The sequence below is a fragment of the Chryseobacterium sp. TQ-BC-N36 genome, from assembly GCF_058382295.1.
In genome coordinates this window covers 3,105,101-3,128,623 of sequence record NZ_CM178175.1, presented here as the reverse complement: position 1 = coordinate 3,128,623, position 23,523 = coordinate 3,105,101, and the positions used below count along the sequence as shown (strand labels likewise).

Annotated in this window: 25 protein-coding genes; 7 read left to right on the top strand and 18 right to left on the bottom strand. The window is 36.1% G+C overall.

Going from position 1 to position 23,523, the window contains the following annotated elements; genetic code table 11:
- Window position 1 precedes the first annotated feature (1 nt).
- The 6 genes from rocD to pdxA all read right to left on the bottom strand — a co-directional run bounded on the left by rocD (window position 2) and on the right by pdxA (window position 5,601).
- Window positions 2-1,249, bottom strand: a complete 1,248-nt coding sequence (rocD, locus tag AC3FI7_RS13980; RefSeq protein WP_491460344.1) for an ornithine--oxo-acid transaminase — start codon at window positions 1,247-1,249, stop codon at window positions 2-4.
- A 325-nt stretch (window positions 1,250-1,574) separates the two neighbouring features.
- Complete coding sequence (gene accC, locus AC3FI7_RS13975; RefSeq protein ID WP_142725482.1) at window positions 1,575-2,930, bottom strand: acetyl-CoA carboxylase biotin carboxylase subunit; 1,356 nt, start codon at window positions 2,928-2,930, stop codon at window positions 1,575-1,577.
- 83 nt (window positions 2,931-3,013) lie between these two features.
- Window positions 3,014-3,496 (bottom strand): acetyl-CoA carboxylase biotin carboxyl carrier protein, encoded by a 483-nt coding sequence (accB, locus tag AC3FI7_RS13970; RefSeq protein WP_034692974.1) that lies wholly within the window; start codon window positions 3,494-3,496, stop codon window positions 3,014-3,016.
- 127 nt (window positions 3,497-3,623) lie between these two features.
- Window positions 3,624-3,827 (bottom strand): 50S ribosomal protein L32, encoded by a 204-nt coding sequence (gene rpmF, locus AC3FI7_RS13965; RefSeq protein ID WP_002976251.1) that lies wholly within the window; start codon window positions 3,825-3,827, stop codon window positions 3,624-3,626.
- Between the two features lie 67 nt (window positions 3,828-3,894).
- Window positions 3,895-4,425: a YceD family protein gene (locus AC3FI7_RS13960; protein WP_491460343.1), complete on the bottom strand. Its 531-nt coding sequence runs from the start codon at window positions 4,423-4,425 to the stop codon at window positions 3,895-3,897.
- An 84-nt stretch (window positions 4,426-4,509) separates the two neighbouring features.
- The gene (gene pdxA, locus AC3FI7_RS13955; RefSeq protein WP_343660004.1) at window positions 4,510-5,601 is read right to left on the bottom strand and encodes a 4-hydroxythreonine-4-phosphate dehydrogenase PdxA; all 1,092 of its coding nucleotides are present in this window, start codon (window positions 5,599-5,601) and stop codon (window positions 4,510-4,512) included.
- Between the two features lie 48 nt (window positions 5,602-5,649).
- On the opposite strand from pdxA, the gene AC3FI7_RS13950 reads away from it, so the two are divergent.
- Genes AC3FI7_RS13950 through AC3FI7_RS13940 form a run of 3 tightly spaced genes read left to right on the top strand, consistent with a single transcriptional unit; the run spans window position 5,650 to window position 8,382 of the window.
- Window positions 5,650-6,234, top strand: coding sequence for a riboflavin synthase (locus AC3FI7_RS13950; protein WP_142725479.1), 585 nt, complete (start codon window positions 5,650-5,652; stop codon window positions 6,232-6,234).
- Between the two features lies 1 nt (window position 6,235).
- On the top strand, window positions 6,236-7,690 hold the full coding sequence (locus tag AC3FI7_RS13945) for an ATP-binding protein (protein ID WP_491460342.1): 1,455 nt from the start codon (window positions 6,236-6,238) through the stop codon (window positions 7,688-7,690).
- Window positions 7,690-8,382, top strand: coding sequence for a tRNA1(Val) (adenine(37)-N6)-methyltransferase (locus tag AC3FI7_RS13940; RefSeq protein WP_491460341.1), 693 nt, complete (start codon window positions 7,690-7,692; stop codon window positions 8,380-8,382). Before AC3FI7_RS13945 ends, AC3FI7_RS13940 begins: the two co-directional genes overlap by 1 nt.
- 52 nt (window positions 8,383-8,434) lie before the next feature.
- Here AC3FI7_RS13940 and AC3FI7_RS13935 read toward each other — a convergent pair whose 3' ends face one another.
- Together AC3FI7_RS13935 and rpmH are read right to left on the bottom strand one after the other, a co-directional pair.
- On the bottom strand, window positions 8,435-9,145 hold the full coding sequence (locus AC3FI7_RS13935) for a cell division ATP-binding protein FtsE (protein ID WP_076594903.1): 711 nt from the start codon (window positions 9,143-9,145) through the stop codon (window positions 8,435-8,437).
- Between the two features lie 154 nt (window positions 9,146-9,299).
- Entirely contained in the window at window positions 9,300-9,458 is a 159-nt protein-coding gene (gene rpmH / locus AC3FI7_RS13930) for a 50S ribosomal protein L34 (protein ID WP_002976260.1), read from the bottom strand.
- Between the two features lie 234 nt (window positions 9,459-9,692).
- On the opposite strand from rpmH, the gene AC3FI7_RS13925 reads away from it, so the two are divergent.
- Window positions 9,693-10,697 carry a DHH family phosphoesterase gene (locus tag AC3FI7_RS13925; RefSeq protein WP_491460340.1) on the top strand — a complete coding sequence of 335 codons (1,005 nt, stop codon included), beginning with the start codon at window positions 9,693-9,695 and terminating at the stop codon, window positions 10,695-10,697.
- A gap of 27 nt (window positions 10,698-10,724) precedes the next feature.
- On the opposite strand, the gene AC3FI7_RS13920 is transcribed toward AC3FI7_RS13925, so the two are convergent.
- The 7 genes from AC3FI7_RS13920 to tilS form a co-directional block, all read right to left on the bottom strand.
- Window positions 10,725-11,543: a patatin-like phospholipase family protein gene (locus tag AC3FI7_RS13920; protein ID WP_142725475.1), complete on the bottom strand. Its 819-nt coding sequence runs from the start codon at window positions 11,541-11,543 to the stop codon at window positions 10,725-10,727.
- 72 nt (window positions 11,544-11,615) lie between these two features.
- Window positions 11,616-12,398 (bottom strand): alpha/beta fold hydrolase, encoded by a 783-nt coding sequence (locus tag AC3FI7_RS13915; RefSeq protein ID WP_142725474.1) that lies wholly within the window; start codon window positions 12,396-12,398, stop codon window positions 11,616-11,618.
- Between the two features lie 110 nt (window positions 12,399-12,508).
- Window positions 12,509-13,036 carry a biopolymer transporter ExbD gene (locus AC3FI7_RS13910; protein WP_491460339.1) on the bottom strand — a complete coding sequence of 176 codons (528 nt, stop codon included), beginning with the start codon at window positions 13,034-13,036 and terminating at the stop codon, window positions 12,509-12,511.
- Window positions 13,037-13,295: 259 nt separating this feature from the next.
- The gene (locus AC3FI7_RS13905; protein WP_343659997.1) at window positions 13,296-15,365 is read right to left on the bottom strand and encodes a protein-disulfide reductase DsbD family protein; all 2,070 of its coding nucleotides are present in this window, start codon (window positions 15,363-15,365) and stop codon (window positions 13,296-13,298) included.
- A 316-nt stretch (window positions 15,366-15,681) separates the two neighbouring features.
- The gene (locus AC3FI7_RS13900) at window positions 15,682-16,623 is read right to left on the bottom strand and encodes a redoxin domain-containing protein (protein ID WP_491460338.1); all 942 of its coding nucleotides are present in this window, start codon (window positions 16,621-16,623) and stop codon (window positions 15,682-15,684) included.
- A 98-nt stretch (window positions 16,624-16,721) separates the two neighbouring features.
- Complete coding sequence (locus AC3FI7_RS13895; RefSeq protein WP_142725470.1) at window positions 16,722-17,282, bottom strand: RNA polymerase sigma factor; 561 nt, start codon at window positions 17,280-17,282, stop codon at window positions 16,722-16,724.
- The gene (tilS, locus tag AC3FI7_RS13890) at window positions 17,255-18,607 is read right to left on the bottom strand and encodes a tRNA lysidine(34) synthetase TilS (RefSeq protein WP_491460337.1); all 1,353 of its coding nucleotides are present in this window, start codon (window positions 18,605-18,607) and stop codon (window positions 17,255-17,257) included. The genes AC3FI7_RS13895 and tilS overlap by 28 nt, the downstream gene beginning before the upstream one ends.
- Window positions 18,608-18,694: 87 nt before the next feature.
- Here tilS and AC3FI7_RS13885 point away from each other — a divergent pair, with 87 nt between their 5' ends.
- Window positions 18,695-19,528, top strand: a complete 834-nt coding sequence (locus tag AC3FI7_RS13885) for an OmpA family protein (protein ID WP_002976267.1) — start codon at window positions 18,695-18,697, stop codon at window positions 19,526-19,528.
- 65 nt (window positions 19,529-19,593) lie between these two features.
- Here the strand turns inward: AC3FI7_RS13885 and AC3FI7_RS13880 are convergent, their stop codons facing one another.
- From AC3FI7_RS13880 to AC3FI7_RS13870, 3 genes are read right to left on the bottom strand one after another with little or no spacing between them, the layout of a single operon-like run.
- Window positions 19,594-20,541 carry an HTTM domain-containing protein gene (locus tag AC3FI7_RS13880; protein ID WP_491460336.1) on the bottom strand — a complete coding sequence of 316 codons (948 nt, stop codon included), beginning with the start codon at window positions 20,539-20,541 and terminating at the stop codon, window positions 19,594-19,596.
- A gap of 7 nt (window positions 20,542-20,548) precedes the next feature.
- A complete protein-coding gene (locus tag AC3FI7_RS13875; protein ID WP_142725467.1) occupies window positions 20,549-21,118 on the bottom strand; it encodes a hypothetical protein in 570 nt (189 codons plus the stop codon).
- 52 nt (window positions 21,119-21,170) lie between these two features.
- Window positions 21,171-21,764 carry a hypothetical protein gene (locus AC3FI7_RS13870; protein WP_491460335.1) on the bottom strand — a complete coding sequence of 198 codons (594 nt, stop codon included), beginning with the start codon at window positions 21,762-21,764 and terminating at the stop codon, window positions 21,171-21,173.
- 778 nt (window positions 21,765-22,542) lie between these two features.
- Here AC3FI7_RS13870 and AC3FI7_RS13865 point away from each other — a divergent pair.
- Together AC3FI7_RS13865 and AC3FI7_RS13860 are read left to right on the top strand one after the other, a co-directional pair.
- Entirely contained in the window at window positions 22,543-22,695 is a 153-nt protein-coding gene (locus tag AC3FI7_RS13865) for a CCPGW family putative bacteriocin (protein WP_142725465.1), read from the top strand.
- Between the two features lie 116 nt (window positions 22,696-22,811).
- The gene (locus AC3FI7_RS13860; RefSeq protein WP_491460334.1) at window positions 22,812-23,459 is read left to right on the top strand and encodes an O-methyltransferase; all 648 of its coding nucleotides are present in this window, start codon (window positions 22,812-22,814) and stop codon (window positions 23,457-23,459) included.
- Window positions 23,460-23,523: the final 64 nt, after the last annotated feature.

Here is a 23,523-nt window from a genome sequence, read left to right as displayed (position 1 = left end):
TTTATCTAAACTCAAGAATAGTCTTTTCTATAATCTTCACACAGTCCAATAATTGCTCTTCAGTAATGACCAATGGCGGAGCCAGTCTGATGATATTACCGTGAGTGGGCTTTGCAAGTAATCCATTTTCTTTTAATTGAAGACAAAGATTCCATGCGGTAGAACTTTCAGGGGTGTCATTGATCAGGATCGCATTTAAAAGTCCTTTTCCTCTCACTTTGGTAATAAGGTCTGTTTTTCCAATCAGTTTTTCAATTTCGGCCCGGAACAGGTTTCCTAATTCTTCTGCTCTTTCAGACAGTTTTTCATCAGCTACCACATCGAGTGCTGCTACTGCTACTGCACATGCAATCGGATTCCCTCCGAATGTAGAACCATGTTGGCCCGGCTTGATTACATTCATGATATGATCATTGGCCAAAACTGCTGATACCGGATACATTCCTCCTGAAAGGGCTTTCCCTAAAATTAAAATATCGGGCTGAACGTTTTCGTGGTGACATGCAATCAGTCTTCCCGTTCTTGCAATACCGGTCTGAACTTCATCGGCGATGAAAAGCACATTGTGTTTTTTACACAGCTCAGAAGCATTTTTCAGAAAGTTTTCATCCGGAACATATACTCCGGCTTCTCCCTGGATTGGTTCTACAAGAAAAGCAGCAATATTTCCGGCTTCTCTGTGTAGTACTTCTTCTAAGGCTGCAATATCATTGTAAGGAATCCTGATAAATCCTGGTGTAAAAGGCCCGTAATTCTGGTTAGCATCCGGATCGTTAGAGAAAGAAACAATAGTGGTTGTTCTTCCATGGAAATTGTTTTCGCAAACGATTATTTTTGCAGCGTTCTCCGAAATTCCTTTTATTTCATAACTCCATTTTCTGGCTAATTTTACTGCTGTTTCCACTGCTTCAGCCCCAGAGTTCATAGGTAAAACTTTATCAAATCCAAAAAGCGCTGTAATTTTCTGTTCATACTCTCCCAGTTTGGAGTTGTAGAAAGCTCTTGATGTTAAAGCCAGCTTTTGTGCCTGCTCTACAAGCGCTCCTACGATTTTTGGATGAGAGTGCCCTTGGTTTACAGCAGAATACGCTGAAAGAAAATCATAGTACCTTTTGCCTTCTACATCCCAAACGAAAACACCTTCTCCTCGGTCCAGAACTACTGGAAGTGGATGATAGTTATGTGCTCCATGTTTGTCCTCAAGGTCAATAAAATACTGTGAGTTTTTTGTTTGTTCTGCTGTTGACATATATTTTGGTTTTCAACAAATTTACGCAATATTAATGATATGCTTAAACAAATATCCAATGTCGTTTTGGGATCAAATAGAAGTAGATTTTAACGCGGAATAATACCGTATAAGAAAATATTTTCTTTGCCAATAGGTTGTTATAGGTATTATATCTTTATAATATCCGAATTTTATTTTTTACTTATCTATTAATTTTTATTAACAATCGGAGAGGATTGTCTTAGTGTGCCTTTTAAGTCTTTCGTGAAAGATTCTATATGATAACCTGAAGAAAAAAACTGCCTCGGAAGGAGGCAGTTTCAATTTTTATTTTACAATAATCTTAGTGATTATCATACTTTCTATCCATTACAAAATCTTCCATGAATTTTGTAGTATAGTTTCCTGAAAGATAATCTTCATTATCCATCAATTGTCTGTGGAAAGGAATTGTTGTTTTTACTCCTTCAATATAGAATTCCTCAAGCGCACGTCTCATTTTTGCGATAGCTTCTTCACGGGTCTGAGCCGTAGTGATCAGCTTAGCGATCATGGAGTCATAATTGGAAGGAATAGTATATCCGGAATACACATGAGTATCTACTCTGATCCCGTGCCCGCCAGGGATATTTAATCCGGTGATTTTTCCTGGGGACGGTCTGAAGTCTGCGTAAGGGTCTTCTGCGTTGATTCTACATTCGATGGAATGCAGTTTAGGGTAATAGTTGATTCCTGAAATAGGAGTTCCGGCAGCAAGAAGAATTTGTTCTCTGATCAGGTCATAATCAATTACCTGCTCGGTAATAGGGTGCTCTACCTGGATTCTTGTATTCATTTCCATGAAATAGAAATTTCTGTGCTTGTCTACAAGGAATTCGATTGTTCCCACCCCTTCATATCCAATGAATTCTGCTGCTTTTACAGCGGCTTCCCCCATTTTCTCACGAAGTTCATCTGTCATGAAAGGAGATGGGGTTTCTTCCGTTAATTTCTGGTTTCTTCTCTGTACAGAGCAGTCTCTTTCTGAAAGGTGGCATGCTTTACCATATTGATCTCCGGCAACCTGAATTTCAATGTGTCTTGGCTCTTCAATCAGTTTTTCCATGTACATACCTCCGTTTCCAAAGGCAGCTACAGCTTCCTGAATTGCAGATTCCCAATGGTCTTTAAGGTCTTCGGCTTTCCAGACAGCTCTCATCCCTTTTCCACCACCTCCTGCAGTAGCCTTGATCATTACAGGATATCCGGTTTCTTCAGCGATTTTTACAGCATGTTCATAAGATTCAATTAATCCGTCAGAACCTGGTACACATGGCACACCAGCTGCTTTCATGGTAGCCTTGGCATTCGCTTTATCTCCCATTTTTTCAATCTGTTCAGGAGAAGCCCCAATGAATTTGATACCGTTTTTCTGGCAGATTCTTGAGAAGTTGGCGTTTTCAGATAAGAATCCGTAACCTGGGTGAATGGCATCCGCATTGGTAATTTCCGCAGCAGCAATAATGTTAGGGATTTTAAGATATGAGTCTTTACTCATTGCAGGACCAATACATACCGCTTCATCAGCAAATCTTACATGAAGACTGTCTTTATCAGCAGTAGAATATACGGCAACAGTTTTGATCCCCATTTCTTTACAAGTACGTAAAATACGCATTGCAATTTCGCCACGATTGGCTATTAATATTTTTTTGAACATCTTAATACGATTTGAAATTTGAAAATTTGAAATTTGAAATTGATTTTATAATCAATCATCAATCATCATTAATCAATATTTAATTAAGATGGATCTACTAAGAATAATGGTTGGTCATACTCTACAGGAGTCGCGTCGTCAACTAAAATTTTAACGATTTTTCCGCTGATTTCAGATTCAATCTGGTTGAACAGCTTCATGGCTTCAATAACACAAACTACTTTACCAACAGAAACTTCGTCACCTACATTTACAAATACGTCTTTATCAGGAGATGGTTTTCTATAGAAAGTACCGATCATTGGAGATTTGATCGTTACATATTTGCTGTCATCAGATGCAGCTTCAGCTTTTTCAGCAACAGGAGCAGCAGGAGTTGCAACAGGTGCCGGAGCAGCTACCGCCTGCGGAGCAGTATGGTATACTGCAGGCTGTGCGTAAACAGCATCGCTTCCAGCTAATGGAGTTTTAATAGTGATTTCGAAATCTTTAGTTTTGTACTTCACTTCTGAAACTTCAGCCTTAGATACAAACTTGATAAGATTTTGTATGTCTTTAATGTCCATAAATTTGATATTTGATTTGATGCCAAAGATACCAAAAAAACGTAAAAAACAACAAAAAACCGCCAAATTTTATCAAAATTGGGCGGTTTTTGTATTAAAATGAGGCTTTTTCAGCGAAAAGCGACTCTTAGTTTTCTTCAGTAGCAGCTACTTCTTTTTCCAATACTACTTTACCTCTGTAGTAAAGTTTTCCTTCATGCCAGTGAGCTCTGTGGTATAGGTGAAGCTCTCCTGTTGTTGCATCTTTAGCTAATTGAGGAACTACAGCTTTGTAGTGAGTTCTTCTCTTATCTCTTCTTGTAGACGACTGTCTTCTCTTTGGATGTGCCATTTTCTAATAACTTTTTTAATTGATGAGCGATGAGATTCATCATCTCATCATATTTAAATTATTCTATTTAATTATTGTCTTTTAATTTTCTTAAAGCATCCCATCTAGGGTCACTTTCATGTTCTTCTTCTTCAGTTACCTCAATATCTTTAGGACTGAACTGATCAAGAATTTTAAGATCATCATCACTTACATTCGGTGAAATTTTTTTCATCGGGATAGAAAGCATTACATTTTCATAAATCAAATGTGCTACATTGAAAGCATGCTCTCCGGTAGGAATGGTAATGACATCTTCATTGCTGTCATCATATTCTTCACCGAAATTCACCAGAATTTTGATTTCATTCTCAATAGGGTAGTCAAAGTTTTCATTTGTAATGTCGCAAATTAACTCGACCAATCCTTTAATTTTAATTTCAAACTCCAGAAAAGTAGTGTGTTTATCAAGTAATACATTCACTTCTATTCTTGGATTCGTAAATTCCTGCTCAGTGTCAAATAATTGAAAGAACGTTTTATCTATCTCAAACTTGAACTCGTGTCTTCCGTTTTTAAGTCCGGAAAAGCTTACGTCATAGTTTCTTAACTTGTCCATAAAATGAGTGTGCAAAAATATGCATTTTTTTTATAATAACAAATAAAATCTGAAACAAATTAATTTAAAATTTGTTTTAAAGATTTATGCTTCAGTTTCCTCTGGCAGATCTTCATCTATTCCATTGTCTACAGCTATTTTTCTCGGCTGGAGACGATCATTCATCAGTTCGGCGTGTTCACTTCTGTTTTTAAAAACCTTAATAGCAGTGAAGATTGCTTCCGTAAAGCTCTGTTCGTCAGCAATATTTTTTCCTGCAATGTCATAAGCAACTCCGTGATCAGGAGAAGTTCTGATAAAAGGCAGCCCCGCTGTATAATTCACTCCTTCTTCATATGCTAATGTTTTGAAAGGTGCCAGTCCCTGATCATGATACATTGCTAAAACAGCGTCAAAGTTTCTGTATTTGTTCGGTTGGAAGAAACTGTCTGCAGGAAAAGGTCCGAAAGCCAGTACTCCATTGTCGGAAAGCTCTTTGATCGCCGGGCTGATGATTTCAATTTCTTCGGTCCCGATAATTCCTCCGTCTCCTGAATGAGGATTCAGCCCCAGCACAGCGATCTTAGGTTTTTGAATACAGAAATCTTCAATAAGCGTCTGGTTTAAAACCCTGATCTGTTTCTTTATTTTTTCTTTGGAAATATTTTCAGCTACATGAGCAATAGGAATATGATGCGTGGAAACGGCTACTTTGAGATCTTCAGTGACAAGGAACATGAGTCCTTTTTTATTGAATTTCTCTTCAAAATACCCCGTGTGTCCGGCATGTTTAAAGCCCATCTTCACCATCTCATCTTTGTTGATGGGAGCGGTTACCAATACGTCGATATCTCCTCTCATCAAAGCTTCAGTAGCGGCTTCCAAAGAATCAATGGCCATTTTCGTAGATTCTTCTGTGGGAACTCCCAACTCAACATTTACGTTTTCTTTGGTAAGGTTCACCATGTTCAATTTTCCTGCCTGGGCCTGTGAAGCTTCATTTACATAATTGAAATTAAGATTCAGCTTGAAAATATTTTTCTGATAAGTGAATAGTTTTCCCGAACCAAAAATTACAGGTGTAAAGAAATCTGTAATAGTTTTGTCTTTCAGAGACTTCATAATGATCTCCGGGCCGATGCCGTTGAAATCACCGATTGAAATTCCTACTCGTACTTTATGGTTTTTTGGGCTCATTTTGATTATCTTTGAAGATTATAATTTACAAATTTAGCAAAAAATAATATGTTCACAGGAATTATTGAAGCAGTTGGTGTTATTGAGAAGATTGAAGAAAAAGGAAGCAATATAGATTTTACGCTGACATGTCCTTTTACAAACGAATTGAAAATTGACCAGAGCCTGGCCCATAACGGTTGTTGTCTTACGGTGGTTGAGATAAAAGAGAGCCAATATGTGGTAACCGCCATTAATGAAACGCTTGAAAAAACAAATCTTGGAAAATGGGAATTGGGTACTGTCGTGAATCTCGAGCGTTGTATGAAGATGGATGGAAGGTTGGACGGACATATTGTTCAGGGACATGTTGATAAAACCGGTGAAGTGGTAAGCATTGAGAATAAGGATGGAAGTTATTTTATTACCATGAAATATGAAAATGACGGAAGTTTTGTAACCGTGCCGCAAGGATCCATTACCGTGAACGGAATCAGTCTTACTGTCGCTAAAAGTGAAGATGCTCAGTTCTCCGTAGCTATTATTCCTTACACCTGGGAATTTACTAATATGAAGCATTTGAAGATTGGAGATCAAGTAAACCTGGAATTTGACATCATTGGTAAGTATATTGCTAGGTTAATTAAAAAGTAGAATGTCAATTAATAAGTATAAAGGATATAGCTTAAGGAACCGGGTGTTTTTCGGATTCCTGCTGGTCTGCTTCTTAAGTGTCGTTGCCACTTCGCTTGTTCCTTATTTTGTTTTAAGGAATAACTCCATGCAGCAAAGTAATATCGATATGCAGGAGAAGACCAATGCTGTAATGCGGTATCTGGACTATGCAGTAAGCCGTACATTGGTAGAAACAAAAGATCTTCCAACAGTTTTAGGAAATAAAATTTTTGAAATAGCGGATATCAATCAGCATGATATTGTTATTTATGATCTGAAAGGAAACTATTTACTTTCCAATAAGGATGAAAGTTTAATAGAGCAGAAAACCATTTCTGTTGATATCATTAATAAAATTCTTTCTACTGATGCAAGAATTGATTTGACAAGATATGATGCTGCTAAGGATGCTAAGCTGACTTCTTCTTATCTTTTGCTGAAAAACAATGAGCTTGAACCGATTGGTATTGTTTATATTCCTTTATATCATAATGAGTCTGCTTATCTGGATGTTCTTCATCAGTATGTAAAATATATTCTTTTAGTTGATATTTTCCTGATCTTGTTTAGCATATGGATCAGTTGGGTTACATCCAACAGTCTTGCAAAAACGATTACAAAATTTTCTGATATGATTACCCGTATTACATTGTTTGAAAATGAAATGCGTCCTATCAGATACTATAAAAATGATGAGCTTAATGCTTTGGCAAGAGCTTATAACAGAATGATTCTGCAGATTCAGGACCAAAAGGAAAGGCTTAGGTTTAAAGCCTCAGAAGAAGCCTGGAGGGAAATGGCCAAACAGGTGGCACATGAGGTAAAAAACCCATTGACGCCAATGAAACTGACTATTCAGAATTTTGAAAGAAAATTTGATCCGGAAGATCCGAATATTAAAGAAAAAGTAAAACAGATGAGTAAAACTATCGTAGATCAGATTGATCTGATTGCCACTGTGGCTTCTGCTTTTTCAGAATTTGCGAAACTTCCTGAAAAAAACAATGAAGTGATCAATCTGAATACTGAAGTCGAAGATATTCTCCGCGTATTCAATGATGACAGTATCTTTATGCATGCCAATAAGAGCAATATTATGATCAATATGGACAGGATTTATCTTTCCAGAATCATAACCAACCTTGTGACCAATGCAAAACAGGCAGAAAGTGACCAGAGAAAACTGATCATCAATGTGGATGTAGAGCAGCATCAGAGAAGGGTCATGATCTCTGTTCAGGATAACGGGATAGGCATTCCTGAGAATATGTACGAAAGAATCTTTGAGCCTAATTTTACCTCTAAAAATAGTGGAATGGGTCTTGGCTTATCTATGGTAAGAAAGATGATTGAAGATTACAAAGGTGAGATCTCTGTGAAATCAGAAGTAGGGAAGGGGTCTACATTCATTATTACACTGCCTACCAATTTATAGTGAAGCCTTTTACATTTAAGCAATTTGAAATTCAGCAGTCTAAAGACGTCTTTCGGGTAGGAACAGATGGTGTTCTGCTTGGTGCTCTGGCTGATGTTGAATATGCTTCCGGTGTTCTGGAAGTTGGAACGGGTACAGGATTAATTTCTCTTATGTTGGCACAAAGAAATCTGCAGGCTAAGTTTTTAGGATTAGATATTAATGAAAATGCTGCAGAGCTGACCCAATTCAATTTTGAGAATTCTCCTTTTCGTGGGAGACTGAAAAATAGCCATCAGGATTTTAAAACTTTTGAAACAAATGATCAGTTTGATCTTATTGTCTCCAACCCTCCTTATTTTGAAGAATCGGGGTCTGAAAAAGATAAAATTGCGCGTCAGACTATAGAACTGAACTTTGTACAGCTAATATCCAAAGCATCCCGGCTTTTATCTGAAAACGGAATTTTTTCAGTGATCATTCCCGCTGATGTGGGAGAACTTTTTGTTTCCATTGGGAAGGAAAATGGGTTGTTCCTAAACAGGAGAATAAGGATAAAAGGAATTGAAAATTCAAAGATCAAAAGACTGATACTGGAATTTTCATTACAAGAGAAAGAGCTTGATGATTCTGAATTTATTATAGAAAAAAGTCCGAGACAATACTCGGACCAATATCTTGAACTCACCAGAGAGTTTCATGTTTTTAAGTAGAGAAGTTAGAAATTAGATTTTAGTTATTTCTAATCTTCTTATTTTTTTATTCTTATTCGAATAACTCAGACGTATCCAATACAGAAACTTTTCCGTCTTCACATCTGATAGCTTCACCAGGGAAGTTTTGAATCATGTGGTAATCGTGTGTTGCCATTACTACAGCAGCGCCGTTTTCAAGGGCAACCTGCTTCAATAATGTCATAATCTCGTTGGACGTCTCAGGGTCGAGGTTTCCTGTCGGCTCATCTGCCAGGATAAGATCAGGGTGATTAAGAAGAGCTCTTGCAATGGCAATACGCTGCTGCTCTCCTCCTGAAAGCTCGTGAGGCATCTTGTGCTTTTTGCTTTTCATGTTCACGCTTCCCAAAACCTCATTGATGCGGTCTTCCATTTTTACTTTATCATTCCAGCCTGTTGCTTCCAGAACAAATTTTAGGTTTTTTTCAACTGTTCTGTCAGAAAGCAGCTGGAAATCCTGAAATACAATTCCTAATTTTCTTCTCAGGTTTGGAATGTCGGAAGGTTTTAGCTTTGCCAGGTCAAATCCTACAACTGCTCCGTGTCCTGATGCTAGTGGGATGTGTCCGTAGAGCGTTTTCAGAAGGGAACTTTTTCCGGAACCTGTTTTTCCGATAAGATAGCAGAATCTACCTTTTTTAATGTTAAGATTTACATCAGAAAGAACAGTGAAGTTTTTTTGCGCAATCTTTGCGTGCTGTAAACTTATAATATTATCTCCGGAGATATTGGTATGTGGCATAATTTAATTTTAAAGGCTGTTTCTTATAAAAATATTTCAACTTCTAAAAATAGAAAAAAGATGTTGATGCGGCCTAAATTTTAGTAAATTTTAACAACAAAAAATGCCTGAAAAGAAACTTCTCAAGCATGTTTTGTATATGATAATGTAGAAATTATCTCTTAGCGCGTGCAGCACTTACAGTTAATCTCTTTCTGCCTTTAGCTCTTCTCGCAGCCAAAACTCTTCTTCCATTTGGCGTAGACATTCTTTCTCTGAAACCGTGTTTGTTTCTTCTCTTTCTTTCTGATGGCTGGAATGTTCTTTTACTCATTACTATATGTTTAAATCGTAATTAATCTATTAATTTTCAGGTTGCAAAGATATATAAAATTTTATAAGTTACAAACTTTAATTATCTTTTTTTAAAATTAAATGTGATGTTTTTCAGTAAGGCATTTTCAAACCCCGATGAGAAAACCGTTTTCGGGTACAAAAATAATATTTAAATGATTTATATAAAAGCTCTATCTTTGAAAACTTTAATTTTAACGAAAATAAACACCGGATGTTTACACCAGCAGAACTTTTAGATATCAATACATTACTTACTGAAGAGCGTAGAATCGTTATCCTTACCCACTATAATCCGGATGGAGATGCTATTGGTTCAAGCCTGGGATTGAAACATTATCTGAAAGCAAAAGGAATTCATGCAGAGGTTATCGTCCCAAATGATTTTCCGAAATTTCTCAAGTGGATGCCGGAGTCTAAAAAAGTAATTATTGCCGAGTACAAAAGAAAGCTGGCATCTGATATGATTGCTGGGGCAGATGTTATTTTCTGCCTGGATTTTAATTCTCCGTCAAGGATCGGATTATTGGGAGACTGGCTGATAAAAGCTCCGGGAAAGAAAATTTTAATTGATCACCATCAGCAGCCGCAACAGTTTGATTTCGTGTATTCAGATACGGTAATTCCGGCGACTTCACAGATGATTTATCATTTCATTGAAGCGATGGATGATGAAAAACTGGTGAATCAGGATATAGCAGAATGTCTTTATACCGGAATTATGACAGATACCGGAGGTTTCCGTTTTCGTTCAACCAGTGCTACTACCCACAGGATTATTGCTAATCTGATTGAAAAGGGTGCAGACCCTGCCATGATCACATCCAATACCTGGGATACCAATACCGTTTCCCGTCTGCATCTGCTTGCCCTGGTTCTTGGAAGGATAGAAGTGGTGAATGATGGAACAGTAGCTATTTTAAGTCTTACCAGGAATGAACTGAAAGAATATGGTTTCCAGAAAGGAGATACAGAAGGTTTTGTCAATTATGGACTGAGTATTGCCGGGGTAAGAATGTCTGCATTCTTTATGGAAGACCTGTATGAAGACTTCGTTAAAATATCATTCAGAAGTAAGGATGATGTGGATGTTAATCAGTTCTCAAGAAAATACTTTAATGGTGGCGGGCATATTAATGCAGCTGGAGGGAAATCGTTGGATTCTTTAGCTGGAACTATAGAGAGCTTTAAAGAGAAAGTAAAGGACGAAAGATTGTAAAGAGGTAAAATAGCCTGTTAATTTCGTTTAGCTAAAATTTCCGGACGATTTAAGAAATCCTTTTTCTTCAAGCTCCTGACAGGTGTATTCATACACTTGCTGAAACATTTCATCCATATACCGCTTATTGAAAAGACTGTATTTTGTCATTTTGGGAGGATCCAGAAAGATATTACAGTATTTCGCTTTTGAATACACAGACTTTGCAATGGCTAGGTGAAGAATTCGGTCAAATTCTTTCATCAGGCTCATTTTTTGTAATTCATCGTAACTGATGGAATTCACATGAGACGCAATCAGAAAATTACATTTGTCCATGATCGGCTCAATAGGGAGGTTGTCCAGAACACCGCCATCCACGTAGATTTTCTCGCCTATCCTTACCGGCGGAAGAATAAAAGGAACACTGGAAGAAGCCAGTAACGGGCCAAAAAGCTCTCCTTCAGAAAAGAAGTCTACAATACCATGGGTCATTTCAGTAGCAGCTACATATAAGGGAATCCCTAAAATACTGAAATTGTCTTCCGGGAAATAATCTTTAAATAGTTTTACAATAAAATTGGAGCTGAAAATCCCATTTTTTGATAATTTTAAAGATGATCTGGAGAAGAAAGAAGTCTGTCTTACAATCTCCATCATCTCATCAGGAGTTTTTCCAAAAGAATAAAATGCACCAATGATAGAGCCGGCACTGGTACCGGAAATAATATGCGGCTTAAGGTTGTATTCTTCCAGAGCTTTCAGTACAGCAATATGAGCAATCCCACGCATTCCTCCGCCTGAAAGTGTAAGTCCGATAACCGGTGGTGCCGGTAGTTTCTTTTTTTTGAATGAGAATAAAGCCATTGCCAAAATTATCCTCTACTAATATACAGGATTTTTTATTAAACATGACTTTAATTAATCGGGAAGCGATTGTTATAAAATCAGTTTTTTGGGAAGATTATGAAGAAGTTCCGTATTGATAATTTCTGCACAGATACCTGGTTTTTCCCAATGTCCGTTGTGTCCGCAATCCAGAATATAAGATTTAATATTTGTTCTGTCCGGAAGATGTTTGATCATCATATCTGTTTTTACGGCATTATCGTGTTTTCCGGCCAATACTAATATTTTAGCTTCAAGATTTTCAAGTATATGTTTTTTGTCGGTTCTTATTACCATGCCTTTCACACAGGCTAACGCACCCAAGTTATTAGTGGAAAGAGCAGTTTCTAGAGCAGTTTCTATTTTTCCTTCTAAGATATCTCTTTCATTTGGGTTGAATAAATTGGGTACTCCGGCTCTTGCATAATGGGCAAAAGCATCTTTTATAATTCTGTAGCTCTTGATGCGCTGCTGTTTTTTCTCTTCATCATCCGGAAAATAAGTAGAGAAAAATAAAGTTAAGCTTTTTAAGGAATCAGGGTATTTTTCAGCAAAGGCGAGTGAGGTGTATCCTCCCATTGAATGTCCCAAAAGGTGAATCTTTTCTAAATGTTGATCATCTAAAACTTTCTTTACTTCTTCAGCCATCAGTTCCATGGTATGAACCTCTGCGATAATTTCAGACTGTCCATGGCCCGGAAGATCAATTTTGAGCAATGAGAAATCTTTGGAAAGATGATGTTCCATGTCGCTCCAAATGGATAAATTCTCCATAAATCCATGAAGAAGTACCAAAGTTTCTTTTCCGTTTCCTTTTCTTTCAAAGTTCAGCATGATTTCAAAATTATAGAAGTTTAAAAATAGTGTAGCCGTTAGGCACTGCAGATTTATTTCTCCTTTCAAATGTAAACAAAAAAGAGCATTTTTTTTAATGCTCTTGACTTTTATTGGGTTAATTCCTTGTAAACTTTTGTTTCCCAGGGTTTGATGTCTGTTACTCCATACCTTTCCTTTTTAGAAATAGCAAGGTTGTCCAGCATGTCTACAAAATTTTTGTAATTGGCATCATCCGTCGGTTTTACAATAACGGTGAATATGTCCGGTGCCGGAGCTTTTTTATAAGCTTCAGCAATGATTTTTGAAATTTTGATTCCGCTGAAATCTGTTTCTTTAAGATTTCCTGTATTCAGATCTTTCTGATTGCTCTGATGATAGAATACACGGTTGTCTTTTCCAAGGATAAAGGTAATCTGGTTTTGATCTCCGATTACATGATCAGTTGGGAGCGGGTTGGGATTATGGTCTTTTGCCGGTAATCCTAAGTCCATTACGTTAGGTTTTGTAAAATTGGTTGTGAACATAAAGAAAGTGATGAGTAAGAATCCCAGATCTACCATAGGGGTCATGTCTACCCGGATCATTTTTTTCTTTTGTTTGCCTCCTTGTTTCTCTTGTGCAATTACTTCTGCCATGATTAAAAATTTTTAAATGTTAAACGGTGTTTGTTGAGAAATTCTTACAAAACACATGCCTTGTTTGATTGATGATCAATAAATTCATGAATCTATTGAATGTTTTTATGGTGATTTTTAAATATTCCCGTGTTTTTAATCTTTTTTAAAAACTGATCACCATGATATAATTGATTTACTGATTAACTTAATTTGCCACAGATTTAAATAAAAAAACTCACACGGTAAAGTGTGAGTTTTTAAATGATATATCAATAATTTATTTATTCTTTTTATAGAAATTAACCCCGCATTCCAGGAATTTTTTGAAATCCTCTTTTGGCATGTATCCTGAAACCGGAGTATTGATCACTTTTCCGTCTGGAGTTACCAATACATAGTGAGGCTGAGAGTTATTGTTAAAGTTAACCTGTTGGAATAAGCTCCATCGGTCGCCAATTGTTTTTACTTTTTTGATCTGTCCGTCACCAAGGTCAATTTTAGTTTTTTGATCCTCAGGAAGCTCTTCTTTATCATCCACATATAAAGAAGCTAATACTACGTCATTCTGTAAGATCGGTAGAATATCTGGCTCACTCCATACAAATTCCTCCATTTTTCTACAGTTTTCACATCCGTATCCCGTGAAGTCGATCAGGATAGGTTTGCCTTCTTTTTTAGCCAGCTCCACCGCTTTGAAGAAGTCGTGTTCCGGGTGCATGCCTAGGATTCCGTCTTTTTCATCATGGAAATAGCTCACATTCAATGGAGGTAAAATTCCACTTAATAGCTGAAGCTTAGGACGGTCAGAAGGGATCAGACCCTGCACCAGGTAGATTACAAAGCCAATTCCCAATGCACCCAATATTTTTCTGGTGATAGAGATTTTAGGTTTCTTATCATCATGCGGGAATCTGATAAACCCTAATAAATATAAGGCCAGTCCTAAGGCAATAATAATCCAGATCGCAATGAAAAGTTCTCTTTTTAAGAAGAATGTTTTAGATACAAGATCTGCTTTTGATAAAAATTTTAATGCCAATGCCAGTTCTACAAAACCTAAAACTACTTTTACTGTATTCATCCATCCTCCGGATTTTGGAAGACTTTGTAATGCCTGTGGGAATAATGCCAGTAATCCGAAAATAATAGCCCATGCCAGCCCGAATCCTGCTAAAGCAAACGTCAAGAGCATCGGAACATTGGAAGAACCTGTTACTGCACTTCCCAATAAACTTCCTAAAATAGGTCCTGTACAGGAGAAAGAAACGATCACCAATGTCAGTGCCATGAAGAAAATACCGATAATACCTCCTGCTTCTTCCGCTTTAGAAGATTTATTGGCAATTGAACTCGGTAAGGTGATATCATAGTATCCGAAGAAACTTCCGGCAAAGAAGATGAATATGATAAAGAAGGTAATATTCAGCCATACACTTGTAGAAATTTCGTTGAAGATATTTCCTGCAATTCCATCAATAATATGGAAAGGAATACTCAATAAAACGAAGATAAGCAGGATGAAGAATCCATAAATCAGAGCATCTCTTTTCCCTTTTGCTTTGTTTTTGCTTCCTTTGGTAAAGAATGAAACCGTTAGAGGAATCATCGGGAAAACGCAAGGGGTAAGCAATGCAATTAATCCTCCGATAAACCCTAAGAATAAATAGGTCCAGTAATTTTCATCCATTTTAGCAGAAGCAGTACCACAGTCAGTCAGCGGTTTTTTGAAATCTATGGTTTCAATCTTCAGCTGCTTAGGATCCAGTTTTGAAGTTTCTGTAATGGTAGCTTCCGTTTTTGCAGGATTTTCAGTAACGGTTTCAGTTATTTTTGCAGAGTCCTTTACAGGAGTTGCTGTTTCTTCAGCTGTAGCCTCTTCCGTTGCTCCTTTTGGAGTAACCTTTTGATTGAATTCTAATGTATTGGGCGCCAGGCATACTCTGTCATCACAGGTCTGATAAGTAATTTCAGAAGTGACATCTGCAGGTTTCGTAGGGTCTTTTAATTTAAATTTCTGCTTGAATCCAGCTGTATTGGAATAGAAAACAATCGTTCCTCCGAATGCTTCAGAAAATTCTTCATGTTTTTTACCCGTTTCAGTAAACTTTCCGATCAGTTCGATATTCTTTCCTGTCACCTTATATTCGGTGGGGATTCCCGTATCTTCCGGTAAATCTTTTGAGTAGATGTGCCATCCGCTTTCCATGGTAGCATTCAATACTGCTTCATATTGATTGTTTCCCAGATCGTTGATGGTAAATTTAAATTTTACAGGGTTTTTTATCTGTGCATTAATTCCCGTTGCTAAAAATAGCAGAATTAATAAAAACCAATTTCTAAATTTCATTGTTCCTTTCATTAAAATTTTGAGACTCCATTCTGTCTTCTCATTCTTTGTATATCTTCTCTATTGCCCGAAAGGGATGATCTAAATACATAATCATCACTGTCAGACAGTATCCAGATTTTTGCCTCGCTAAAATAGATAATTTTTCGTCCCTAAAAAACTTAGAAACTTTCTTTTTTAAGCCTGAGGTTTAAAATATTCCGTCTTTTGTCTTAATAACAATAGAAGTATAACTTATTCTGTCATTTAAAATGATTATTGATTTTGTCAATTTTCCTGACTTATAGCCTTGGCCAGTTAAAAACTTCTGAAAAAATCAATTCAGATTTTTTACAATATCCTCTACAGATGCTCTCTTTTTATAATCTGTATCAAAATGTCTCCATGTAATTTCTTTACCTTCATTAAGGATGAAAGTGGCTGATACAGGAAGTCTTCCTGAATGATCTGATCTGCTGTTAGCGAAATCGTCCTTTAATTTTGAGTTGTAAAAATTAAGAGTCTCACTGTCAGGTGTATACAATACATCAAATGCCTCTGCGATTTTATATCCCTCATCATATAAAACAGTATAGTCTGTCTTTGTTTTGCTGATCGTCTTTTCTATAAATTCCGGTTTTTCAGGAGAGATAATAACGAGCTGCGCATTCTTCGATTTCAGTTCAGGAGCCAGATTTTGTAAAGTTTCAATGTATTTGTTACAGTAAGGACACCATTGTCCACGAATAAATACTACAACCAGTTTTTTGTTTTCTTCTGATGAAGAAAATGTATTGCCCAAGTGGTCTTTCGCCGTGAAGTTATCAATCTTATCTCCTATCATTCTGCCTTTTACCTGATCTAATGTTTTGCCGGATTGGGATGCTTTTTTTTTCAAGACTGAAGCTCCTACTCCTAAAAACTGTTCAGGATTATAGTATCCGAAATCATATTGAACGAGTTTCCCTTTTGGATCCAGGAATAAGAAAGAGGGATAGTTGACCACTTTAAATTCTTTGGCCAGGCTCAGTCCTTCTTTTTCTGCATCTATTGCAATATTCACAAAATTGTTGTTGAACATTTCTCCAATTTCAGAATCTGTGAAGGTATTTTTTGCCATGAGCTTACAAGGCCCGCACCAGGTGGTATACAGATCAATGAAGATCAGTTTATTCTCTTTTGCTGCGATTTTTTTCGCGGCTTCCAAATCAATTTTTTGAAAATTGATGCCCTTGCTTTGTGCATTTATTGAAATTCCTATTGCTATAAGAAAGCTCAATATCATTTTTTTGAACATATATTTCTTTTCTTATTATGTTCTCAGAACAATAAAAAAATCACCCATATATTGAATTTTTTTTCATAACATTTTGATTTTCAGACAGAAAAAATATTATTGTTTTTCGCCTTTTTAATCTGTTCAACACATTTGTACTTTTGATTCTGAGCATTATGCCTGCTGGAATACTGATATTTATCCTGAATTTCCTCCATGCTTTTATTTTCGATAAAAATGTCATGGATCAGATTCTGGCAATGGGAAGAAATAGACTTGATATAACCCATCAGCTTTTCCCAGTAATATCTTTCATTCTCAATGGCAGCACTTATTTCCTGCTGATGTTCTAAGAAGTAAACCTCAGGAGATTCTATATAAAAATGTTGATGCTTTAATTTTTTAAACCAGAGGTTTTTAACAATTCCGATAATATAATTTCCAAGACAGGTTTGAACTTTAAACTCGTCAGCATTCAGTTTTTGATAAAGAATGAGTAATGCATCCTGAAACACATCTTCAGCATCTTCCTGATTACCTTTATTCTTGAGAATGAATTTTTGAGTATAACCAAAATACTGTTGGTATAAAATTCCAAAAGCTATATTGCTGTCTTTCTTAAAATCATCAACAGCTAACGAATTAGTTGTTTTTCTGTCCACTTTACAGTTATCTTTTTTTGAGTCGTTCTGTCTGCCTGGTATCTGCGGTCCTGTCTAAGAGGGACTACCCCCAAAATATGATTTCTGGAATCACATAGTAACCAGGTCTTTTCCCTGACCAAAGCAGATAATTTCTCATCCCTGAAAAATTTTGAAATCTTCTTTTTTCCCGAAAAACCGGTGGGATAAAACTCATCTCCCTCTTTTTGCTTTCTCAAACGCAGTGGGAATTGAAGTTTTTCAGCAGCAAAATGCCATTCAAAATCCTTATTCATTCCATCATTGCTTTCAATATAATCTACGAGATTGATGTTGATTTGGTTTTCAGAAAAATCAGAATGATCCATCAGTTCTATTTCCTCGTCAGTATCCTGATCATCATTCTTACTGATAAAGATCAGCTGATCGCGGTTAACGATCAAACGATATTCTTTTGAAAAAAAAGAACGGTTGTTTTCTGCTTTAAAAATTTTGGGGATTTCTTCCTCCCGGATGAATCCGTATTTTTTTAAAATTTCAAATTTTACGAAATCACTTTGCTGATCCAGCTGTTTCTTTGATAGGATTTTGAAGTCCGGGTTAAATACAGTAAGACGATTTTCTATTTCCTGAATCTGTTTTTGAACAAAATCTTTGGTCTGATTGAGGTACAAAGAACTTTTTCTGAAGTTTTCAAGAAAGTGATCATTGGTTTCCATCAGAAGCGGAACAATTTCATTTCTAATCTTATTTCTCAAATAATCATTCTTTTTATTAGACAGATCTTCCCTGAATTCAATATGGTTTTGCTCTGCAAACTGATAAATTTCCTTTTTTGAAAAATCTAAAAGCGGTCTGAGAATAGAATTGTCATTCGATGGAATTCCGCTCAGTCCATTGATGCCGGCTGCCTTAGAAAGATTGATGACAAAGGTCTCCAGCTGGTCATTCAGATGATGGGCTGTAACCAGAAATTGCAGATTTTCTTTTTTCTGGATTTCTTTGAAAAAATGGTATCTAAGTTCCCGTGCCCAAAGCTGAATAGAGTTCTCTGGTTTCTGATCTTTTTCTGAAACTTCATACAGATGAAATTTTATATGATTTTTCTCACAAAAACCCTGTACTGTTTTTTGGTCCAGATCTGAATCATTTCCACGAAGTTTATAATTGATATGGGCAACCTGAAACCTGAATCTGGAATCCTGGATTTCAGATGCAAAATCCTGGAACAAAGAGGCCAGAACCATAGAGTCAGCACCTCCACTTACCGCCAGAAGATAGGTTTTATTTTCCGGCTCGGGGAGGAGATTTTTTAATTGACTGATAAAGGTGGATTTTGCCAACATATATGTTGAGAATTTCTTTTATGCAAAGATAACCGATATAATTCAATTGAATTTCCCTAACTTTGAGTAGTCTAAAAATGATTATTTATGAAGATTTTAAAAATTTTAGCAGTTTCTGCAATGGCGCTGGGAATGACATCTTGTGTCAGCAAGAAGCAGTATGATGCTTTGAGCACAAACTATAAGCAGTGTATTGAGAATATTGGAGAAAGACAGAGAGAAATTCAGGATTTGAAATCTCAGAACTCTGCATTGACAGGCGAAAATAACCTGCTGAAAAGCCAGCATGATGCCTTAAAGTCATCACTTGATGCATGTCTTTCCAATACCGGGAAAAGCTCTGCTAACATTGATAAGCTGGTAGGTGAAATCAATGCTTCCAATTCTTATATCAAGCAACTGATCTCCAGCAATGCGAAGAATGACAGCCTGAACCTTGCATTGTCTAACAAGCTGAAGAGATCTTTGGATAATGTATCAGATGAAGATGTACAGGTAAAAGTATTGAAAGGGGTAGTAATGATCTCTCTTTCTGATAAAATGTTATACAAAACAGGAGATTATAACATTCTTCCTGCTGCTCAGGAAGTGTTAGGTAAAGTAGCTAAAGTAATTAACGATTATGATAAATACTCAGTATTGATCGAAGGTAATACAGATAACGCTCCATTGAATTCTCCAAATCTGCCGAGAGACAACTGGGATCTTTCTGCATTGAGAGGTACTTCGGTGGCTAAAGTTCTTCAGACTCAGTTTGGAGTAGACCCTGCAAGAATTACAGCAGGCGGACGTTCTGAATACAATCCTAAAGCGACTAATATGAGCGTTTCAGGACGAGCAGAAAACAGAAGAACAGAAATCATCATTATGCCTAAACTGGATGAGTTTATGAAACTGATGGATATTGCTCCTAAGAAATAATCACTAAAATATATTCATGATAAATCCCGAAGCAATTCGGGATTTGTTGTTCATATGCCTTTCTGTTAGGGTATATAATGGGATGGAATTTTTTTATTTGAAATCCTGACTGTCTTTCCTGCGGGGTGCTCAAAATAAAAATTGGTAATGTTCCATACAATCATAATAGCTGAAAAATAGTACAGATTGAGAATGAGTGCAATTCCTATATGCATGGAAACCGTAAGGAAAAGCCATGTTTTTTGAGTGGGTTTATACCAGATGAAAAAAGGATAACCTATTTCAATGATAATGGTGCTCCATCCTATGAAGTTCAGAATATATGAATGTTCAGCAAGCCAGCTGAAATCAATATTCAGATCTCTGTTGGAGTAAGGAAGATGAATGGCTTTCCATATGGATTCTCCATTCCACCAGTTGAAGCCTAAAGCTTTATCAAGACCTGAAAAGAAATAAGCAATGGAAATATGAACCTGGAATAATCTTTTGACCAGAGTGAAATTTATGTCTCCATGTTTTTTGCTGAAAATATAATTTCTCAATGAAAAATACTGATCAGCTGGAAAAAGAATCAGATAAAATAAAGACATGCTTGTAAAAAAATCTGCACCATAGGCAAAGAAAGAACTTCCTTTAAGCAATGCAATCTGTAGGATAAGCAATAAAATTGCAGCAATTCTTGAATAAAACCCAGTGATAATAAAAATACACAGTGTGATAAATACTATTTTGGTTATCACAATCGTTGTGTTTTCTTCAATTCCAAAACTTTGTAAGAAACTTACAATTTTTGAAAAGGTGATCATCCATTCAGGAGTAAAAACCCCCATGACATCCTGTGGAATAATGCTGCTGCTTGAAAATAGCCGGCCAAAATCAGGCAGTACTGCGACAAACTGTAATAGGATAACTGCTGCTATGGTAATCCGGAAGAAACTTAAAAATTCAGTTTGATTATCTTCTTTAAAAAAGAAATTTTCAACTTTTGTGTAGATTAAATTCAGTTTTTTCATCACCTTGTTATTTGAATTCATCAATAAGAATAAGATTTTCATTCGTTTTTCCCTTTTTGAAACCGGTAATAGTAGGGTAGTCGTACAGATAGAGTTTTGTTGTCACGCTGAATGCATTGGGATTTTCTCTTATTACATGGGCAGCGATCTGTCTGATGATGATATCCAGATATTGATAATATTTCTGGTCATATGTGTTTTTGTCAGACATTTTATCAAGAAACATATTAAAGACGGTAGTATACCTCACTCTGCTTTCTTTGTTTTTGAAATAAGGCATAGTCTTTTGCTCCAGTATATTTCCATTTTTATCTTTCAGCTCAAAGCTCATCACAAAATCACTGGCAACATTAGGTGCATAAAAACCATATCCTGTATCAAAACCGGTATAGGATGTAAATATATTGATGGGTTTTGATTGTGCTATATTTTCTGAAATCTTATAAAGAAGCGGTTTTTCATAGTTTTTGTTTTCATAATAAAAACCATAATAGCCATCAAATGTTCCCTTCAGACCAATAACGAAGACTACCAGCAGGATAATAAGAATTCCGGATAACTGAAGCTTTCTTTTCATGACAAAAGATTTAAAAAAGGCTGTTTTCAGAATAAAAAACAGCCTTTTGCTGTTATTTGTAACTGGCCAATACATTATTAAGCTTAACATTGATTCTTGGATCAATTGCTGTATTGACTTTGTAAGATTTTATAATCACGTTGGTAAGATTCCTTCTTCCCATAGTTGGTGGGCAGATGGTATATTCTTCAGCACCTCTTACTGTTAATTTATTTAAAGAGGCAATGTCTTTTTGACTCAGCAAAGCAGCACTGGTTGCAACCTGATTGTTTTGAATGGCATAATAATCTGTTCCCAGTTCTTTAGCATTGTATTTTTTTAGAATTTCGTCTACTTTTGCCCTTAGATCACCATATTTTTTCCAGTCGATGTTTGCTTTCATTAAGCATCCGCGGATGATATACTGTCTGTTGATTTTGTAAATAATAAAATTCGTACCCAAACTGCTCTGGTGCAGTTTCTGTAAGCTTAATAAACTCTTTATGTCTTCGTCAGAAATTTTTTTGACATCTTTCAGGATGTAGTTATTGTCTACGATGTAATTGCCCTTTTCTTTATAAAAAGACATTTCCTGCGGTTTTAGCTGGGAAAAAATAATAACAAGTCCCACTATCGCTCCAATTAAAAATAAAGTCTTTGTTTTCATGTGGTTGTTTTTTAAATATCCCTACTCTGTTTCAGGATTTTCGGGTTCCTCCTTGATGTGAGTATTTCATGGTTGGAAAACTTATATCAAAGGTAGAAGCATATGAACATTTGGGAGTAGGTGTTTTTCCTGTTTTTTGTAAGGATTTTGACTTTTGAAGATGAGATAGGAGATTGTATTTATTCAAAAAGAATACTCGTTCATGGCTATTTCTGGCGATTGGAAATGGTTTACATCACTTATATCAATGAACGGTATAAAAACTTGTAGAACCTGGAAATGTTCTGTATAATGAATGTTTTTGAAAATGATGAGGTTTAAAGCAAAAAAAAATCCCGAAGGTGGCCGGGATTTTTTTAATCAAATTAATTCTTCCTTTTTCAGGAGCGAAATAATTCGTTGCAAAAATGAAGTGGATATTTCTTTCTTAGTTTTTGCTGCAGAAGAATCTGTTCTACCTTTCGGTATAACTTTTTGGTGATTCTCATGGTTAGTTTGTGTCTCTCCTGCAATCATCTTGTTTTCTCTTAGTGTTTTTACCCCTTATTCTTATTGCAAACTTATCATTAATACCACAAAAATACCATCCGTGTTTTCCCGGTATTTCATATGGGGTTTTTACTGATTTGTTATAATGAAGATTTTTATGCCAGATTATTGGTCTTGTAATGGTCTGGTTAACAATAAAAAGTGTATATTTAAATCTCTGTATAAGGAATTAAATAAAGAGGACCCCGAAAATCTAAAGAGTAGGGATTAATACTAAACTACAATAATTATGAAAAATTTAAAGAAACTTTCAAGAGGAGCAATGAAAAACGTACAAGGCGCTGCTCTGGACTGTAATCCGCAAATCATCTGTCAAAGAACGACTGACTGCTGCCCGGGATGGGTTTGTGCATCAAGAGGACAGTATTGTGTGGCATTGTAATGACCTGTAAGAACATACAGAATAGTTAAGAGAGATTAATTTCTCTCTTTTTTTATCTACTTTTTCCATGGAAAAAGTAGCTTTAAAATCCTTAAATTTGTTTTAAATTAAATTGTATGAGTTTTTTTGAAGAAAAAAATCCTGAAATGGACAGATATTTGGAAGCACATGCTTCTTCGGAATCCGAAATTCTGAAAAAACTGAGAAGAGAGACTTACCAGAAGACGACACAGCCTCATATGATTTCCGGTTACCAGCAGGGAAGACTTCTGACGATTATCTCCCAGATGCTTCAGCCGAAAAGTATTCTTGAAATAGGAACATTTACAGGGTATGCTACCTTATGTCTTGCTTCAGGGTTGGCAAAAGACGGAAAGATTACTACTCTGGACGTTAATGAAGACCTTGCTTACCTGCCGAAAAAATATTTTGAATCAAGTGAATATGCCGGGCAGATTGATTTCAGGCTTCAGGATGCTAAAGAGTTCTTAAAAGGAACAGATGAGTTCTTTGATCTGATTTTTGTAGATGCTGATAAAGAAAATTATGCGGAATATTTCAGGCTGATCAAGCCCCATACAAAATCCGGAAGCGTAATTCTTTTTGATAATGTTCTGTGGTACGGAAAAGTCCTGGAAGAAAATCCGAAGCTTAAATCTACCCAGTCTATTCAGGAGTTAAATGATTTAGCGGCAAAAGACGAAGATTTTGAAAATCTTATTTTACCTTTGCGTGACGGAGTCAACTTTCTTCGCAGAAAGTAATTAAAATATTCAAAGATTAAAAACATTTAAAGATCGTATTTTAATCTTTAAATTATTCAATCTT

What these genes read in the sequence shown, in the direction of transcription:
- rocD (WP_491460344.1), bottom strand. Translation starts at nt 1,249, where the DNA reads ATGTCAACAGCAGAACAAACAAAAAACTCACAGTATTTTATTGACCTT.
- accC (WP_142725482.1), bottom strand. Translation starts at nt 2,930, where the DNA reads ATGTTCAAAAAAATATTAATAGCCAATCGTGGCGAAATTGCAATGCGT.
- accB (WP_034692974.1), bottom strand. Translation starts at nt 3,496, where the DNA reads ATGGACATTAAAGACATACAAAATCTTATCAAGTTTGTATCTAAGGCT.
- rpmF (WP_002976251.1), bottom strand. Translation starts at nt 3,827, where the DNA reads ATGGCACATCCAAAGAGAAGACAGTCGTCTACAAGAAGAGATAAGAGA.
- AC3FI7_RS13960 (WP_491460343.1), bottom strand. Translation starts at nt 4,425, where the DNA reads ATGGACAAGTTAAGAAACTATGACGTAAGCTTTTCCGGACTTAAAAAC.
- pdxA (WP_343660004.1), bottom strand. Translation starts at nt 5,601, where the DNA reads ATGAGCCCAAAAAACCATAAAGTACGAGTAGGAATTTCAATCGGTGAT.
- AC3FI7_RS13950 (WP_142725479.1), top strand. Translation starts at nt 5,650, where the DNA reads ATGTTCACAGGAATTATTGAAGCAGTTGGTGTTATTGAGAAGATTGAA.
- AC3FI7_RS13945 (WP_491460342.1), top strand. Translation starts at nt 6,236, where the DNA reads ATGTCAATTAATAAGTATAAAGGATATAGCTTAAGGAACCGGGTGTTT.
- AC3FI7_RS13935 (WP_076594903.1), bottom strand. Translation starts at nt 9,145, where the DNA reads ATGCCACATACCAATATCTCCGGAGATAATATTATAAGTTTACAGCAC.
- rpmH (WP_002976260.1), bottom strand. Translation starts at nt 9,458, where the DNA reads ATGAGTAAAAGAACATTCCAGCCATCAGAAAGAAAGAGAAGAAACAAA.
- AC3FI7_RS13925 (WP_491460340.1), top strand. Translation starts at nt 9,693, where the DNA reads ATGTTTACACCAGCAGAACTTTTAGATATCAATACATTACTTACTGAA.
- AC3FI7_RS13920 (WP_142725475.1), bottom strand. Translation starts at nt 11,543, where the DNA reads ATGGCTTTATTCTCATTCAAAAAAAAGAAACTACCGGCACCACCGGTT.
- AC3FI7_RS13915 (WP_142725474.1), bottom strand. Translation starts at nt 12,398, where the DNA reads ATGCTGAACTTTGAAAGAAAAGGAAACGGAAAAGAAACTTTGGTACTT.
- AC3FI7_RS13910 (WP_491460339.1), bottom strand. Translation starts at nt 13,036, where the DNA reads ATGGCAGAAGTAATTGCACAAGAGAAACAAGGAGGCAAACAAAAGAAA.
- AC3FI7_RS13905 (WP_343659997.1), bottom strand. Translation starts at nt 15,365, where the DNA reads ATGAAATTTAGAAATTGGTTTTTATTAATTCTGCTATTTTTAGCAACG.
- tilS (WP_491460337.1), bottom strand. Translation starts at nt 18,607, where the DNA reads ATGTTGGCAAAATCCACCTTTATCAGTCAATTAAAAAATCTCCTCCCC.
- AC3FI7_RS13885 (WP_002976267.1), top strand. Translation starts at nt 18,695, where the DNA reads ATGAAGATTTTAAAAATTTTAGCAGTTTCTGCAATGGCGCTGGGAATG.
- AC3FI7_RS13880 (WP_491460336.1), bottom strand. Translation starts at nt 20,541, where the DNA reads ATGAAAAAACTGAATTTAATCTACACAAAAGTTGAAAATTTCTTTTTT.
- AC3FI7_RS13875 (WP_142725467.1), bottom strand. Translation starts at nt 21,118, where the DNA reads ATGAAAAGAAAGCTTCAGTTATCCGGAATTCTTATTATCCTGCTGGTA.
- AC3FI7_RS13870 (WP_491460335.1), bottom strand. Translation starts at nt 21,764, where the DNA reads ATGAAAACAAAGACTTTATTTTTAATTGGAGCGATAGTGGGACTTGTT.
- AC3FI7_RS13865 (WP_142725465.1), top strand. Translation starts at nt 22,543, where the DNA reads ATGAAAAATTTAAAGAAACTTTCAAGAGGAGCAATGAAAAACGTACAA.
- AC3FI7_RS13860 (WP_491460334.1), top strand. Translation starts at nt 22,812, where the DNA reads ATGAGTTTTTTTGAAGAAAAAAATCCTGAAATGGACAGATATTTGGAA.